Annotated in this window: 14 protein-coding genes and 1 riboswitch; all 14 genes read right to left on the bottom strand. The window is 63.3% G+C overall.

All coding sequences use genetic code 11. The features are described 5' to 3' along the window. Positions 1-48: 48 nt before the first annotated feature. The 14 genes from AC0KW6_RS12765 to AC0KW6_RS12700 all read right to left on the bottom strand — a co-directional run bounded on the left by AC0KW6_RS12765 (position 49) and on the right by AC0KW6_RS12700 (position 15,777). Positions 49-1,620: an alkaline phosphatase family protein gene (locus tag AC0KW6_RS12765; RefSeq protein ID WP_474035061.1), complete on the bottom strand. Its 1,572-nt coding sequence runs from the start codon at positions 1,618-1,620 to the stop codon at positions 49-51. A gap of 144 nt (positions 1,621-1,764) precedes the next feature. Beyond that, on the bottom strand, positions 1,765-2,520 hold the full coding sequence (locus AC0KW6_RS12760; RefSeq protein ID WP_474035060.1) for a maleate cis-trans isomerase family protein: 756 nt from the start codon (positions 2,518-2,520) through the stop codon (positions 1,765-1,767). A gap of 13 nt (positions 2,521-2,533) precedes the next feature. Further along, the gene (locus AC0KW6_RS12755; RefSeq protein WP_323778149.1) at positions 2,534-3,700 is read right to left on the bottom strand and encodes a Xaa-Pro peptidase family protein; all 1,167 of its coding nucleotides are present in this window, start codon (positions 3,698-3,700) and stop codon (positions 2,534-2,536) included. Then, positions 3,693-4,883, bottom strand: coding sequence for a diaminopropionate ammonia-lyase (locus AC0KW6_RS12750; protein WP_474035059.1), 1,191 nt, complete (start codon positions 4,881-4,883; stop codon positions 3,693-3,695). Before AC0KW6_RS12750 ends, AC0KW6_RS12755 begins: the two co-directional genes overlap by 8 nt. A 2-nt stretch (positions 4,884-4,885) precedes the next feature. Next, positions 4,886-6,031: an amidohydrolase gene (locus tag AC0KW6_RS12745; RefSeq protein WP_323778151.1), complete on the bottom strand. Its 1,146-nt coding sequence runs from the start codon at positions 6,029-6,031 to the stop codon at positions 4,886-4,888. Between the two features lie 562 nt (positions 6,032-6,593). After that, the gene (locus AC0KW6_RS12740) at positions 6,594-7,226 is read right to left on the bottom strand and encodes a (d)CMP kinase (protein WP_474035058.1); all 633 of its coding nucleotides are present in this window, start codon (positions 7,224-7,226) and stop codon (positions 6,594-6,596) included. Further along, positions 7,223-8,569 carry a 3-phosphoshikimate 1-carboxyvinyltransferase gene (gene aroA, locus AC0KW6_RS12735; protein WP_474035057.1) on the bottom strand — a complete coding sequence of 449 codons (1,347 nt, stop codon included), beginning with the start codon at positions 8,567-8,569 and terminating at the stop codon, positions 7,223-7,225. Before aroA ends, AC0KW6_RS12740 begins: the two co-directional genes overlap by 4 nt. A gap of 100 nt (positions 8,570-8,669) precedes the next feature. Continuing rightward, positions 8,670-9,446 carry a tRNA (guanine(46)-N(7))-methyltransferase TrmB gene (gene trmB / locus AC0KW6_RS12730; RefSeq protein WP_474035056.1) on the bottom strand — a complete coding sequence of 259 codons (777 nt, stop codon included), beginning with the start codon at positions 9,444-9,446 and terminating at the stop codon, positions 8,670-8,672. Between the two features lie 79 nt (positions 9,447-9,525). Next, positions 9,526-10,182, bottom strand: coding sequence for a COG3904 family protein (locus AC0KW6_RS12725; protein WP_474035055.1), 657 nt, complete (start codon positions 10,180-10,182; stop codon positions 9,526-9,528). 270 nt (positions 10,183-10,452) lie between these two features. After that, on the bottom strand, positions 10,453-11,634 hold the full coding sequence (gene metK / locus AC0KW6_RS12720; protein ID WP_323778161.1) for a methionine adenosyltransferase: 1,182 nt from the start codon (positions 11,632-11,634) through the stop codon (positions 10,453-10,455). A gap of 8 nt (positions 11,635-11,642) precedes the next feature. Continuing rightward, positions 11,643-11,691: riboswitch (SAM-SAH riboswitch) on the bottom strand. Between the two features lie 61 nt (positions 11,692-11,752). Continuing rightward, positions 11,753-13,252, bottom strand: coding sequence for an apolipoprotein N-acyltransferase (gene lnt / locus AC0KW6_RS12715; protein WP_474035054.1), 1,500 nt, complete (start codon positions 13,250-13,252; stop codon positions 11,753-11,755). Then, on the bottom strand, positions 13,249-14,148 hold the full coding sequence (locus tag AC0KW6_RS12710) for a hemolysin family protein (protein WP_323778165.1): 900 nt from the start codon (positions 14,146-14,148) through the stop codon (positions 13,249-13,251). The genes lnt and AC0KW6_RS12710 overlap by 4 nt, the downstream gene beginning before the upstream one ends. A 22-nt stretch (positions 14,149-14,170) precedes the next feature. Beyond that, a complete protein-coding gene (gene ybeY, locus AC0KW6_RS12705) occupies positions 14,171-14,683 on the bottom strand; it encodes an rRNA maturation RNase YbeY (RefSeq protein ID WP_323778167.1) in 513 nt (170 codons plus the stop codon). Between the two features lie 83 nt (positions 14,684-14,766). After that, a complete protein-coding gene (locus AC0KW6_RS12700; RefSeq protein WP_323778169.1) occupies positions 14,767-15,777 on the bottom strand; it encodes a PhoH family protein in 1,011 nt (336 codons plus the stop codon). Positions 15,778-15,845 lie beyond the last annotated feature (68 nt).

Raw genomic sequence — 15,845 nt, 5'->3', positions numbered from 1 at the left:
GATCCGGGGCGCCTTACGTCATGCGTTGCGAGCTGCAGCAGGCTGCGGTCAGGATCTCTGCCCTGGAACCCGGGACACGGCGCGTACGCCATCCGGGGTGATCGACATAAGCGACAGCGTATGATCCATGTTTTTCATCCGGTGCCGCAGCATCAACCGCGTCAGCCGGCTCAGATCAGCGGCATATGCCGGCTGTCCGGCCACGTTCTCCAGCTCCCCCTGCCCTTCGCTGTCAAACAGCATCGGCGGCAGATCAGCGGCAAACTCGACCAGCGTGAACCGCGCATCGCGCAGGATCCCCAGACAGCTGTCGCTTGGGGAGGTGCCCAGCGCCTGCTGCCACAGCGTCGGCTTCTGCGGCTCCGAGAAGTCCAGCTCCGAGAAGGAATACTGGCGCCAGTCCTGCGGGTCGTCTCCCTGCAACAGCGGCAGCAGCGACCGCCCGTCCATCGAGTTCGGGATCTTCAGCCCGGCCCAGTCCAGAATGGTCGGCGTCACATCGATCGACTCGGTGATCTGGCTGAGGCAGGCACCGGCATTGTCCTCATTACCCGGCATCCGGATGATCAGCGGCGTGTGATAAGCCGCGTCATAGACCGTCATCTTGCCCCAGGAATGGCGGTCGCCCAGCATCTCGCCATGATCTGCCGTGATCACCACCATGGTGTTGTCATACTGGCCGCTATCCTTGAGGAACCGTATCACCCGCCCGACATGGTGGTCCACCTCACTCGCCAGCCCCAGGTAGAGCGCGCGCAGGGTGCGGATATTGTCATCGGTCGGCTCCAGAACCGGGAACCCCTCAACAATGCCCGCGATAGCGCTGTTGCGCAGCAGCGGATCAAAGAAGGGATGCTGGCTGCACTCAGCCTCTGGGCTGTTCAGACGCACCGGCAGCGGCAGGCTGGCGGGGTCATACATCGTGTTATAGGGCGCCGGCGCCACCAGCGGCGGGTGCGGCCGGATATAGGTCAGATGGGCAAACCAGCTTTCCTTGTGATAGGCAGTCATCTTGCCCAGAAAGGAATTTGTGAGGAACGCGGTATCGCTGTCCTCCGCCGCATAAAGCGCAGGATCGTTCAGTTTCGGTGCGCCGCCATCGGGTGAAACCGGTTTGTAGACGTCCCAGTAATTTTCGAACCCGTAGCCCCGGTTCATCAGATGCGATTGCCAAGGATAGGACATCTCCATCCGCATCTCGGTCATCTCATGAAAGCCGTTCATCGGAAATTCATAGGTCCGCAGCGCCGGGTCATTGGCGTCAAAGGCGCGCGGATCCTGCGAGGTGTCGGTATAGCCGAACAGCATCGGCATATAGCCGGCCTTGCGCATCTCGGTGGCAATGTTCGGCGTGTCGTGGCGCAAAGGCGTGCCATTGCGCACCGACCGGTGGTTCATCGCATACTGCCCGGTCAGGATCGAGGCACGCGACGGGCCGCAAGGATTGGTCACCGAGAAATGCCGTTTGAACGTCACCGCATCCTTCATGAATGCGCGGATGTTCGGCAGCTCCACATGCCTGGCCAGCGCGCCGAACACGCAATCTGCCCGCAGCTGGTCAATGATGATGAACAGGACGTTCCGGTTTGCGGGGCCGGTCTTGGGACGGGTGGCAGGCATTTGGGCATCCTTGCAGGCACAAGACAGATTTCGACTGGCAATCTGCGGCGATCTGCGCAGGGATTACAAGCGCAGTTTGCGCGGCACTGAAAACCGGCTCAGAACCAAAAATGCCAGCTGACAAATCCCTAACCATTGTATCTATCAGGGCGCCAGCCCCCGTGTGAACAACCTGCCGAATTGCGGCTGACGCTCTGTGACACCAGCAAGGCGCAGCATGTGCCAGGCCAGTGCCTGGTTGCTGGAGACAACGGGCACCGCGGTCTGTGCCTCAATCTCCGGAATGACCCGCAGGCAGCGCAGATTGGTGCAGGAAATCACAATGGCATCGCAATCGCCCTCTTTTACCACCTGCTTGGCGGCGTCCGAAATTGCCGCCTCGGTGATCCGCGCCACCACCCGGTCGTCCACTTCCTCAAACGAGCCGAAGCCTGCGATTGCAAACCCCGCGTCTTCCAAATTGGACCGCATCTGCGCAGAAACCTCTGGCAGGTAAGGCGTGACGAACCCCAGCCGGGAGGCGCCCAGCGCCCGGCCCGCCGCGATGATTGCCGCCAGCGGGTCGGTCACCCTGGCCTTGGGCAGGACCGTCTGCACCGCCTCAGCCACCTGGGCTGAGCCGATCACCGTCGACGCCGAGGTACAGCCATAGCCAATCACATCAAAGTCCCGCGAGGACGGCAGCAGCCGGGCCGAGGCCGGCAGGTCCGCCAGCATCCGCGCCAGCGTTTCCGGACGGATCTCCGGTGCCATCGGAATGCGGCTGTGATAAAGCGCCACCCCTTCCTGCGCCATCATCCGGGAGAACTCCGGCTCCAGCGTCTCATCGGTTTCCAGCACGATCACACCCAGCGTGGCGCGAGTGCCGATGCCGGCGTCCGTGTCATAAGGGAGCTTCATCGCGGATCCTCCTTCAGATCACCGGCAGTTCAGGCGCGGCGCGGGTTGTCAGCAGGTCTGCGCCATCTGCCCGCACCACGATGTTCTCCTCATGGACCATGATACGGCCATCGCCGTAGCCGAGCGAGGGTTCCAGCGTCAGCACCATGTTTTCCTCGATCACCGTATCGTCAAAAGCCGCGTGCGAGGGCCATTCGGTCAGCTGCATCCCCAGCCCGTGGCCCAGGCGGCCGACATCGCCGCCCTGATCGTCCATTTCCGCAATCACGGACTGCATGGCCTGGAACAGATCCCGGCAGGTCGCCCCCGGTTTGGCAGCAGCAATCCCGGCCTCGGTCGCCCGCCACAGCACATCATAAGCCCGGCGCGACAGATCATCGGCGCGGCCGATGGCAAAGTTGCGGTCAAAATCGCAGAAATAGCCGTCCCAGGTCGAACCGGTGTCCAGCATCACGATGTCGCCCGCCTGCAGCGGCCGGCTGGTCGGCGGCGAGATCACATCGCTGTAGCCGCCTTGATCGGCGCCGCCGACCAGATAGGGCACGTCGTCCGCACCCTGCGCCAGTGCTTCGCGGCGGAAGGCGCGGAACAGATCGTCGAACGGCTGCCCCTCATGGGCGATCTGCGGGACCTGCGCAAAACTGCGCGAGCCGATGGCGCAGATATGGCTCAGCTTTTCGATCTCCGCTGTGGATTTCACCATCCGCAGGCTGCGCACCAGCGGCGTTGCATCCGCGATACTCAGTCCCGGCAGGCCTGCCATTAAGCGTTCATAGTCGCCCAATGGCATCCGCAGCGCGGTTTCATGGCCTTTCATGATACCGACACTGCCACCGCGCCCGGCAATCGGCGACAGCAGCTCTGTCAGCAGGCTGATGCCGTCGTCCTCCGGTGCAGGCGCGCTCCAGCTGCGGATGTCCTCGATCCAGGTGCGGCGCATCAGGTCAGCGCCGATTTCCGGGATGATCGCGACGGGCTTGCCCTCAGGCGGCACAAACAGGAACCAGGGCCGGGTCGGGCTTTGCCAGAACAGCGTATGAAAACCGCTGAAATAGCGGACCTCTGCCTCTGTCAGCAGTAAAAGCCCATCCAACCCCTGCTGTGCCATCCGCGTCTGCGCCTTTTGGGTCCGCGCGGCAAACTCCGCCTCCGGAAAACCGCGCACCGGCACCTTAGACATTGTCCCTTCCTGCCATGATCGCGGCATAGATCGCCGGGTCGGTGACACCTTCGGAACCAATCAGCAGCACGCGCGCGTTTTCATCCAGACCCAGCGTCTCCTTCATCCCGGCAGACTGGCATGCCGCGATCAAGGCAGCCAGCCCCGCCACGGCGCTTTCGCCGGCCTCAACCGCCGGATCGCCGGTTTCCGCATTGGCCAGCAGCCGCACTGCGGGGGCGACAATGCTGTCGGGGATGGTCAAAAAGTCCGAGGCTTCTTCTGCCAGGATTTCCCACGCCATTTCAGAAGGTTCGCCGCACGAGAGGCCCGCCATGATGGTCTCTTCCTGAATTGCGAAATTGGTCGCCTTGCCGTTGCACGCACTGTCAAACAGGCAGGCCGCCAATTCGGGTTCAACAATCACAACCCGCGGTGCCTGCACAGCATAAATCTGCCGCAGTGCCGCGGCGACCGAGGCCGCCAGCCCGCCGACACCGCCCTGCAGGAACACATGGGTCGGCGCCTGCTCCAGCGCTTCGCAGACTTCGCGGGCCATCACGCCATAGCCTGCCATCACATCGCGCGGCGGTTCGGTATAGCCCTCCCAGGAGGTGTCAGAGACCACGAACCAGCCGTTTTCCTCTGCCTCCTTTTTGGCCAGCAGAACCGAGTCGTCATAATCGCCAGCGATCCGGATCACCTCGGCGCCCAATTCGCGCATGGCGACGGCCCGGCCTTCGCTGACCTCGGCATGGATGTAAATCCGGCAGGGCGCGCCGAACCGCTGGCAGCCCCAGGCCAGCGAGCGGCCATGGTTGCCATCAGTGGCAGACACCAGGGTGATGCCGGCGCAGGCGTCCTTCTGGGCGCCCTTGCGGATCTCCTCCAGGCTGACGTCCTTGCCCAGCCGGCGGCTCAGCTCGCGCTGCAGAACCCGCTGAGCGGCATATGACCCGCCCAGCGCCTTGAAGCTGCCCAGCCCGAACCGCGGCCCTTCGTGTTTGTAGTCAATCCGGCCCACGCCGATTTTTTCAGCCAAGCCCGGCAGCGACACCAGCGGCGTCCCTTCATAGCCCTCCCAGGCGGTGATTTCCGCACAGGCACCGGAGAAATCCTGTTCGGACAAAACGGTATAGGCGGCGTCGCCGGACTTTGGGTTTCCTGCCGTGTGGCGCAGGGCAACGGCAAATTGTTCAAGCATCGTCAGTCCTTTCCCTCTGGCAGCCGGTCACGCACCAGCTGCACCCAGAACTCGGCGCCAATCGGCAGCAGAGCGTCGTTGAAATCATAATCCGCCGCATGCAGCGGCTGGCCGTGCGCGCCCTCCTCGCCATTGCCCAGCAGCAGGAAGCAGCCGGGCACCGCGTTGGCGAAATGGGCAAAATCCTCAGAGAAGCTCATCGGCGGGCGGTCGCGGATCACCTCGCAGCCCGCAGCCTCGCCTGCGCGGCAGGCAGCCTCGGCCGGGCCTGCCGCGTTGATGGTCTCTCTGAATTCGGTGTTGAAGCTCATCTCGGCTTCCACCGCATGGGTGGCAGCAACACCGGCAGCAATCTGGCGCATGAAGCGTTCTATTGCCGCGCGGTCCGCAGGCATGCGTGCGCGCACGTCGCCCTTCAGCACCGCTTGGCCCGGCAGCACATTGCGCTGGCCGTCGGTCAGGAATTCTGTGACCGACACAACCGCGCCCGCCCCCGGCACCAGCTTGCGCGAGACGATGGTCTGCAATGCCAGCACCATCTCGGCCCCGACAGTGATCGCGTCGACCCCGGCTTGCGGCATCGAAGCATGGCCGCCCCGCCCTTTGATTGCGATTTCAAACAGGCTCTCGCTGCTGCAGATCTGGCCCGCCCGGGTCGAGATCTGCCCCACCGGCGCCCCCGGCAGATTGTGGATGGCATAAACCTCCTCAATCGGAAACCGCTCCAGCACGCCTTCTGCAATCATTGCCTGCGCACCCAGCCCGTGTTCTTCGTTGGGCTGGAAGAGGAACACAGCAGTGCCGTCAAACCCCTGCTCCTGCACCAGCCGTTCGGCGGCGCCCAGAAGCATCGTCATATGGCCGTCATGGCCGCAGGCATGCATTTTTCCGGGCGTTACAGAACCATAATCGTGGGTGGAGATTTCTGCTATCGGCAGCGCATCCATATCAGCCCGCAGCCCGATGGCCCGGTTTCCTGTGCCGGCCCGCAGCAAGCCGACAACGCCAATCCCTTCATGCACCTCGAGCCCGAGACTGCGCAGATGCTGTGCCACCTTGGCCTTGGTCCGGTCCTCCTGAAAGCCAAGTTCCGGATGCCGGTGGAAGTTCCGGCGCAGCGCGGTCAGGCGGTCCTGAAAGCTGGTCATATGCGTTCCCCCAGGCTGAATGCAGCGACCTTATTCTGCCAAACACGGCTTGGCGCGTATTTTTCCCGCTCCGCTGTGACGAAATTTATTGCCGTGACCGGGGTACGGGCTGAAATTCGTACCTGTCAACGTGCGGACCGCATGGGCCGCATTGACGGTCCGGCCAAGCCGCCCCCAAGCCATCGGCAGTTCCGAATACTTTGGCCCATACGGCGCGTCCTTGCAGATACAGGCCCACAGGCTGCTGCGCCGCCGCGTCAGGCTTCCTCCACAAAGGGCTAGGCCGGCGGGAACGGCCGCCGCACGGCAGCTTCTTCTCCTACGGCGTATCGGTCGGCGAAAAGTTCGATGGAGACCCGGGCCAGTATCCGGTGAACGATGGCAAACTGTGCCTGAACGCCGACACCCGCGCGGCCTTCCTGGAAGATGCGGCGGGGCCCGCAAAAACCGCAGACCGCCAATCGGACCGGAACAAGCACACAGCTGTCAGCGCACTCTGTACCACTTGCCCTTGCCCCCGCGGCTGATGCGTCAGCTGCGGGTGTTTTTGGATCGGTGATGTCTACGCCAGTGTTTCACCGGCCTCGCGGCGGGCTTCGATCACCTCGATGGCCTTGGCCAAGGCCTCCTCGATGCTCAGATCGCTGGTGTCGATCAGGATGGCATCCGGTGCCGGGCGGAGCGGCGCCTCGGCGCGGTTCATGTCCCGCTCGTCCCGGGCCTTCACATCGCCCAGAACCTCGTCCAGCGTGGTCACCTTGCCGGCCGCGGCCAGTTCAAGAAACCGCCGCCGGGCGCGGACTTCGGCGCTGGCAGTGACAAAAAACTTCACCTGCGCATATGGGCAGATCACAGTGCCGATATCGCGCCCGTCCAGCACCGCACCACCTGCGCGACGGGCAAAGGCCCGCTGGAAATCCACCAGTGCGGCGCGGACTTCGGCGATCACTGCCACCTTGGAGGCTGCCTGCGCCACCTCCGGCCCGCGCAGGTCATCGCGCGCCAGCTCCTCGGGTGTCAAGTGCACCGCCGCCTCGACCGGGGCCGCGCCATCCAGCATTTTCGCCCCGACGGCGCGGTACAGCAGGCCGGTGTCCAAATGGCCGAAACCGTAATGGGCCGCCAGTGCCTTGGACAACGTGCCCTTGCCAGCAGCAGCCGGCCCGTCAACGGCTATGGTGTAACTTTCGCTCATGCGCGCTCCAGCTTGGCACCCAATCCGCCCATCAGGCTCTCAAAGATCGGGAAGGACGTGGCAATCGGACCGCCATCATCGACCGAAACCGCCTTCTGCGCGCCCATGCCCATCACCATAAAGGACATGGCGATGCGGTGGTCCAGGACGCTTTCACAGGTGCCGCCGCCCGGCACACCGGAGATGCCCAGACCAGTGACCTCCCACCAATCTTCGCCCTCTTCAACCGTCACGCCGTTGGCGCGCAGGCCCTTGGCCATCGCATCGATCCGGTCGCTTTCCTTGACCCGCAGTTCTTTGACCCCGGCCATCATGGTCTTGCCTTCCGCAAAGGAAGCAACCACCGACAGCACCGGATATTCGTCGATCATCGAAGCGGCGCGCGCTGGCGGCACTTCGATGCCCTTCATGTCGGGCGAGTATTTCGCACGCAGATCTGCGACCGGCTCGCCGCCCTCCTCGCGCATGTTTTCAAACGTCAGATCCGCGCCCATGTCCTGCAGGGTGTAGTAGAGGCCCGCCCGGGTCGGGTTCAGCCCGATGTTCGGCACCAGCACGTCAGAGCCAGGCGTGATCAGCGCGGCGCAGACCGGAAAAGCAGCCGATGACGGATCGCGCGGCACCGCGATAACCTGCGGCTTCAGCTCGGGACGGCCGGTCAGGGTGATGACGCGGCCCTCTTCAGTATCCTCGGTGGTGATCTCGGCACCGAAACCCGCCAGCATCCGCTCGGTATGGTCGCGGGTGGCTTCCTTTTCGATCACCACGGTCTTGCCGGGCGCGTTGAGGCCGGCAAACAGCACCGCGGATTTCACCTGCGCCGACGGCACCGGCACCTCATAGCGGACCGGAACCGGGTCCGCCGCGCCGACAATGGTCATCGGCAGCCGCCCGCCGGAGCGGCCCACGGACTGGGTGCCGAACAGCGCCAGCGGATCAGTGACCCGCGCCATCGGCCGCTTGTTCAGCGAGGCATCGCCGGTGAAGGTCGCAGTGATCGGCGAGGTGGCCATCACCCCCATGATCAGCCGCACCCCGGTGCCGGAATTGCCGCAGTCGATCACGTTGCCCGGCTCGGCAAAACCGCCAACGCCGACGCCGAACACAGACCAGTTGCCGCCGCCGTGGTTCACCACCTCGGCGCCAAAGGCCTGCATCGCCTTGGCAGTGTCCAGAACGTCCTCGCCCTCCAAAAGGCCGGAGATCCTGGTCTCCCCCACCGACAGCGCCCCCAGGATCAGCGAACGGTGCGAGATCGACTTGTCGCCGGGCACCTCTGCCACGCCCTTGAGCGGGTCAGCACGGTGCGAGGTCATCGGGATGGGCGTGCCGTGTCCGGACATGGGGCTTCCTTCGTCTGTCGCTGCTTACTTACGTTGGCGCTATCGGTATCGGATTGGTGCTGGACGGTCCAGAGCCTTTGGCCGCCGCCCGCCCGCCCCCTCAGCCCAGGCGGCGGAAGGTCAGGTAATGCGGCGTACGGCCTTCGCGCAGGGCTTTTTGCTCATAGCGGGTGGAAATCCAGTCATCCCAGGACTTGCGCCAGTCAGCCGGCCCTTCTGCCAGCCATTCAAAGCCGGCTTTCGGCACCTCCTCCAGGGTTTGGCGCACATAGTCGGGAATATCGGTGGCCACCCGGAAGACCGCGCCCGGCTTCAGGCAGCGGGCCAGCGGCTCCAGGTGCTCTTGCGTCACAAAGCGGCGGCGGTGATGGCGGGCCTTGGGCCAGGGGTCCGGATACAGCAGGAAGGCACGCGAAATCGAGGCCTCGGGCAGCACATCCATCAGATCACGCGCGTCACCGGGATGCACCGCAATATTATCTGCACCGGCTTTGCGGATCTTGCCCAGCAGCATTGCCACGCCGTTGATAAAAGGCTCGGCGCCGATGATCCCTGCATCCGGATTGCTTGCGGCCTGATGCACCAGGTGCTCGCCGCCGCCAAAGCCGATTTCAAGCCAGACATCCTTGCCGCCGAACAGCGCATCAAGGTCAAGCGGCGTTCGGTCCGGGTTTACATCCCAGTCCACGGCGCCGGGACTGAGGCTCGCCAGATCCTCGTTCAGGTAGCGCTTCTGGCTGTCCTTCAAGGTCTTGCCTTTGAAGCGGCCATAGAAGTTGCGCCAAGGCGCGCCGCTGGCGTGTTTATCGGCCGCATTGGCGGCAGCGGGCCGGGCTAGCTTGGGCTGGTCGTCGCGGGGCGTTTGGTCGCCGGACATGCGTCTGGGCTCCTGTTCAGGGCGTCTCGTCAAAGGCTGGCCGCTGCTCTGCCGCAAGCGGCGCCCCAGGTCAAGTCGGCTAGGGGCGCCGGCCCGGCAGAACCTCCCGCAAAACCCCTGCTGCAATCAACCGCAGACGGCTGGGATACCATTCCCCGTTGGGATCCGTCCGCAGTGTCTCGATCGCAAAACCAGGATCAACGCCGCGCTCCACCATATAGCTGAGATGGTCAAAAATCTCCTGCTGCGTATCCAAATAGATCCACGAGCCGAACTCAAAAGGCGTCGCCCAGCGCTGCGCTTTCCGCTCGCTCCGGTAGTATTTATGCACTTCTGCCGCCGACCAGCTGCGCTGGTGGAAGCCGATTTTGGACCCGATTGTCATCCGCCGCCGGCTGCCGGCCAGAAAGACATCAACACAGGCGCTGATACACTCCCCGTCAACCGAGGTGTCAAGCCCGTAGTCCAGCACCAGCCCGGCAATTTCTTCCCCGGCAAAAATACTGCCGCCGACGCTGTTGAGCTGCAGCTCTGTGATTTCCGGGTTTTTCTTCAGGATCTCCTGCAGGCGCCCGATATCCTGTTCGGTGATTTCCGCCAGTTCCTCATCCGCTTCCCGTTCCGTGTCATAAACCAGCGTTCTGCCTTGCAGGCTGAACTTTTGCGGCAAGGCTTCTTTGGCGGCTGCAGCCGACGCCAAAACCAGATAGGAAAAAACAATCATCACCCGCAACATTACGAACCCGGCACTTGGAAACACACTGCCTTGCAATATGGTGCAGCCCGCCTGTGTCTTCCAGCCTGAAAAAAGGTCAGCCATTCTGCCGCAATGGTTCGCGCGCGAAACATCCGGTCAGCAATGCTGACCGGTCCGCCGCGCTGCAGCACCGCGCTGGACCCAACGGATGAGGCGCAGCCCCTGAATGCACCGAAGCGGGCGAGAGCATCTCCCAAACGAAAAAGAGCGGACCTCGCGGCCCGCTCTGCTGTTTTGGTCAGTCCGGTTTCAGACCGCTTTCTTCAGCGCCTCAGCGAGGTCGGTGCGCTCCCAGCTGAAGCCGCCGTCCGCTTCCGGGTTGCGGCCGAAATGGCCATAAGCAGCGGTGCGCTGATAAATCGGCTTGTTCAGGCCAAGATGCGAACGGATGCCGCGTGGGGTCAGATCCATCACCTGGTCAATCGCCTTCTCAATCGCTGCGGCATCCACTTCTCCGGTGCCGTGCGTGTCGGCATAGATCGACAGCGGCTTGGACACGCCGATGGCATAAGACAGCTGAATGGTGCATTTCTCTGCCATGCCCGCAGCGACCACGTTTTTGGCCAGATAGCGCGCGGCATAGGCTGCCGACCGGTCCACCTTGGTCGGATCCTTGCCGGAAAACGCGCCGCCGCCATGCGGGGCCGCACCACCGTAGGTATCCACGATGATCTTGCGGCCGGTCAGGCCAGCGTCGCCGTCCGGGCCGCCGATCACAAACTTGCCGGTCGGGTTCACATGCCATTCGGTGGCGTCCGTCAGCCAGCCTTCGGGCAGCGTTTCACGGATGTAGGGTTCCACCAGCGCACGAATGTCGGCCGAGGTCAGGCTTTCGTCCAGATGCTGGGTCGACAGCACCAGCGAGCTGACGCCCACCGGCTTGCCGCCCTCATAGACCACGGACAGCTGCGACTTGGCATCCGGGCCCAGCGCGGGCTCAGTGCCGTTTTTGCGCACTTCCGCCAGGCGCCGCAGGATCGCGTGGGAATACTGGATCGGCGCAGGCATCAGCGCATCGGTTTCATTGGTGGCAAACCCGAACATGATACCCTGATCGCCGGCACCTTCGTCCTTATCACCGGACGCATCCACGCCCTGGGCGATATGCGCGGACTGCTCGTGCAGCAGGTTGGTCACTTCCACGGTTTCGTGGTGGAACTTGTCCTGCTCGTAGCCGATGTCCTTAATGCAGGCACGGGTGATCTCGTCAATCTTGCCCATGTAGTCGTGCAGCTTGTCCTGATCGGACAGGCCAACCTCGCCCCCGATGACAACACGGTTGGTGGTGGCGAAAGTCTCAGCTGCCACCCGTGCTTCGGGCTCCTCCGCCAGGAACGCGTCCAGCACCGCATCGGAAATGCGGTCGCAAACCTTGTCCGGGTGGCCTTCGGAAACCGATTCCGAAGTGAAAGTGTAGTTCATACGGGTCATGAAAAGAGTGCTCCATTGGGTTCAGCCCGCCACGCCAGGAAGCCGTTGTGGCAGGTATCAGGCCGCAGTACGCGGCTCATCCGCGCGGGTCAATCAATATTCGTTTAGAGTTAACCCGCTATGACCGCGGAGCAAGGGCGCGGGAGCAAAAGAATCCGGCCACTGCGCCGAACAGGCACAGCAGGAACACCGGCCAGTCACCGGTGCGGCTGTAGAACGTCGGCGGCAGCGGTGCGGGCAGGTCGGCATCGATATACCCTGCTTCTCCCAATGGCAGGCTGTCCAGCATCCCCCCATCCGGCGCAATCATCGCCGAAACCCCGGTGTTTGCGGCGCGGATCATCGGCAGCCCCTGCTCCAGCGCCCGCATCCGCGCCTGCACCAGATGCTGGTAAGGGCCGGAGCGGGTGCCGAACCAAGCATCGTTGGTGAGCTGCACCAGCATGTCCGGGCGGGTGTCTGCGGCGCTCACATCCTGTGGAAAAACAGCCTCATAGCAGATCAGCGGCAAGGCGCTGCCGATAGGAAGATCCATTACCTGCGGCCCCGGCCCGGCGGCATAACCTGCCCCAGCCTGCGATGCGAAGCCATAGATCCCGAACCGGGCCATAACGTCGCCAAACGGCACATATTCGCCGAACGGCACCAGGTGCGCCTTGTCATAGGCGGCGGCGGGCTGGCCATCCGCGTCTAGCAGCACTGCAGAATTGTAATAAGCGCCCGCCTCTTCCCGCTGGATGCCTAGAAGCACCGGAACCCCGCCCGCGTTTTCGGAAAGGGCCCGCAGGGTGTCATCCGCATAATTAAGCAGCTGCGGCACCGCGGTTTCCGGCCAGACAATCAGGTCCGGGCGCGGTGTTCCGGCAGAAAAAGCAACAGCGCGGCGGACAAATTCCCAGCGGTGATCCGGGTGCCATTTCAAATCCTGCGGTGCGTTGGGCTGAACGATTCGCACGGTCTTGCCTGTTGGATCTGTCTGCGGCGGCGCGGGAGCGGCAAAAACGGCGGCTGCCGCCAGACCCAGCGGCGCCAAGGCTCCAGCCGGGGCCTGCCGCAGCAATGCCAGCGGCAAGAAGGCCGTAAGTGTCAGCAGCGCCAGCCCCTGCGGGCCGGTCCAAGGCAACAGATTCACAGCAAGCGTGTCGATCCAGAACTGGCCGAAAGCCGCCCAGGGAAAGCCGGTCAGCAGATAGGCGCGGCCAAGTTCCGCCAAGGACCAGGCGGCCGCCAGCATCGGGATCCTCCAGGCGCCGGTGCTGAACCGAACCGCCAGTCCAAAGGCCGCCCCCCAGAACAACGCAAGCCCGCCCGCCAGAAAGAACAGCGCAAAGGGCGCCATCCAGGCATGGCGTTCCGGGTCGATCTGAAAAGGTTCAAGGATCCAGGACAGGCCAAAGGCAAAATACCCCAGCCCGAACAGCCAGCCGGCCAGCATCGCCGTCCGCGCCGTGGCAGCCTGCAGCACCAGCCAGCCTGCGGCCCCCAAGGCAACAGGCAGGCCGATCCAAAAGCTCCAGGGGGCAAGGGCCAAAGAGGCCAGCGCACCGCCGCCGAAGGCCAGCCCGGCCCGGGCCGGCCGGAGCTGCCGCACCGCCAGCCGCAGCCCGGCTGTCATCATGCGGCGGCGTCCGGCAACCGGACCCGCAACCGCTTGATCCGCCGGGGGTCGGCATCCATCACTTCAAATTCGGCGCCTTCGGGGTGTTCGATCACCTCGCCGCGGGCAGGCACCCGGCCCGAGAGCATGAAGACCAGCCCGCCCAGGGTCTCGATCTCCTCTTCGTCAACGTCATCGTGGCTGGTCAGAGACTGGCCGATCTCGGTTTCAAACTCCGGCAGCGGCGTACGGGCAAGCGCGATGTAGCATCCCGGTTTTTCCTCGAACCAGGTCTGCAGTTCATCCGCGTCGTGCTCATCCTCGATCTCGCCGACGACCTGCTCGATCAGATCCTCGATGGTGACAAGCCCGTCAACGCCGCCGTATTCGTCGATCACCAGCGCCATATGACGGCGCTCGGCCTGCATTTTGGTCAGCAGCACGCCGATCGGCATCGACGGCGGTACGAACAGCAGCGGGCGCAGCATTTGGGACAGTTCGAAATCCGACGTGCCGCCGTTGAAGCCATGGTTCAGGGAGAAATCCTTGAGGTGGACAAAGCCCAGTGGCGTGTCCAGCGTGCCCTCATATACCGGAATCCGGGTAAACCCGCTTTCGCGGAAAATGCCAACAAGGTCTTTCTTGGCGATCGAGACCGGCACGGCAGCGATTTCCGCAGAGGGGATCGCAACATCCTCGACCCGCAGCCGGCGCAAGTTCATCATGCCGGGCGGTTCCGTCCCGGCAGCGGGCTGTTCGCGGCCACTGTCTTCTTGGGGCAGCGGCTCCGAGCTTAATGCCCCGAAAAGCCGTGCCCAGAACCTGGTTTTCCCGGCGGCCGGCGCTTCCGCTGCCGTGCCATTTATGTTCTGCAGCGCGCCCTGCGCCGCGTTAGAACTGCCTTCTATGTCGCCCATTGATCCTATCCAAATGCCTCGCTTATGAGGCGTCCTCACTCATATATGGGTTCGCGACACCCATTTTGCCAAGTAGCTGCACCTCAATCTCTTCCATCAGTGCGGCATCGCGCTCACGAATGTGATCATACCCGAGAAGATGCAACATTCCATGAACGATCAAATGGCGGGTATGATCGCCCAGCGGCTTTCCTGCTGCCGCGGCTTCACGGGCGCAAGTGTCGTAAGACACCGCAATGTCGCCCAGCGGATATTCGCCGGTGAAATCGGCCTCGGGCCGCGCCGGGGTGCCGCCATCCGCCTCCGCGGCCAGATCCTCGGTGGGCCAGCTAAGCACGTTTGTCGGCTTATCTTTTTCCCGGAATTCTGCGTTGAGACCGGCAATGCGCAGATCATCGCAGGCCAGAAGAGAGATTTCGCAGTCCTCCCGGTCCAACACGAAATGCGCCAGAACCGCTGAGACGGCCTCGCCGGCCAGTGCCTCAAGCCCGGCTTCCTGCCAGCGGCTGTCTTCGATGGTGATGTCGAGCGTCATGTCCTGCCTGTCAATGCGGGGGCTGGCCCCCGCACCCCCGGAGTATTTCCGGATAGATGAAAAGAGCGCGGCGGCTTCAGGCCTCAGGTCGATTTTACATCGGCGTCATAGGCCTCGATGATCGCCGCCACAAGGGGGTGGCGGACCACGTCGCGGGCGGTGAAGTAGTTGAAGCTGATCTTGGGAATCGCCTTTAGCAGCCGTTCGGCATCGGCCAGGCCCGATTGCACCCCGCGCGGCAGGTCGATCTGGGTGCGGTCGCCGGTGATCACCATACGCGAGCCTTCACCCAGACGGGTCAGGAACATCTTCATCTGCATGGTGGTCGCATTCTGCGCCTCATCCAGCACCACAAAGGCATTGGACAGGGTGCGTCCCCGCATAAAAGCAAGCGGCGCGATTTCGATGCGTTTCTCCTCGATCAGCTTGGCTGCCTGTTTTTCCGGCAGGAAGTCGTTCAGCGCGTCGTACAAAGGCTGCATATAAGGATCAACCTTATCCTTCATATCTCCGGGCAGGTAGCCGAGCTTTTCGCCCGCTTCCACCGCCGGACGGGACAGGATGATGCGGTCGACATGGCCGGTGATGAACATGGAAACACCGACGGCCACGGCGAGATAGGTCTTGCCGGTGCCGGCCGGGCCGATGCCGAAGGCCAGTTCGTTTTCGAACAGAGAATGCACATAGGCCTTCTGTGCTTCGGTGCGCGGTTCCACCAGTTTCTTGCGGGTCTTGATTTCCACCCGGCCGCCGCGGAACATTTGCAACTGGCCGTCAGGTTCGGCGCTCTCGGCTTCGGGACTCATCCGCAGTTCGCGGTCGATATCGCCGGTTTCGACGCTGCGCCCGGTTTCCAGCCGGTCATACAGCGCCGTCAGCACAGCTGCCGCCTGTTCCCGCGCGGAATCCTCCCCCATCACGGACAGCTGGTTGCCGCGGCGGACAATCTGCACGCCCAGTTTCTGTTCTATGTCAGCCAGGTTGCGGTCGTATTCGCCGCACAGGTCGATCAGCAATCGGTTGTCGGGAAATTCCAGCAGCACTTCGTGGGTTGCGGACTGGTCTTGCGCGTCATTCAGGGCACTGATGGCCAAGCTGATCTCCTTAGTCAGAGGTTACAGCTTCAGTCTGCCTGCGAAGTGAATTCTGCGCAAGATCCAGC

Source organism: Leisingera sp. SA215, assembly GCF_055902035.1.
Note: the sequence above shows the minus strand (reverse complement) of the source record. Positions and strands in the feature narration are given on the sequence as shown.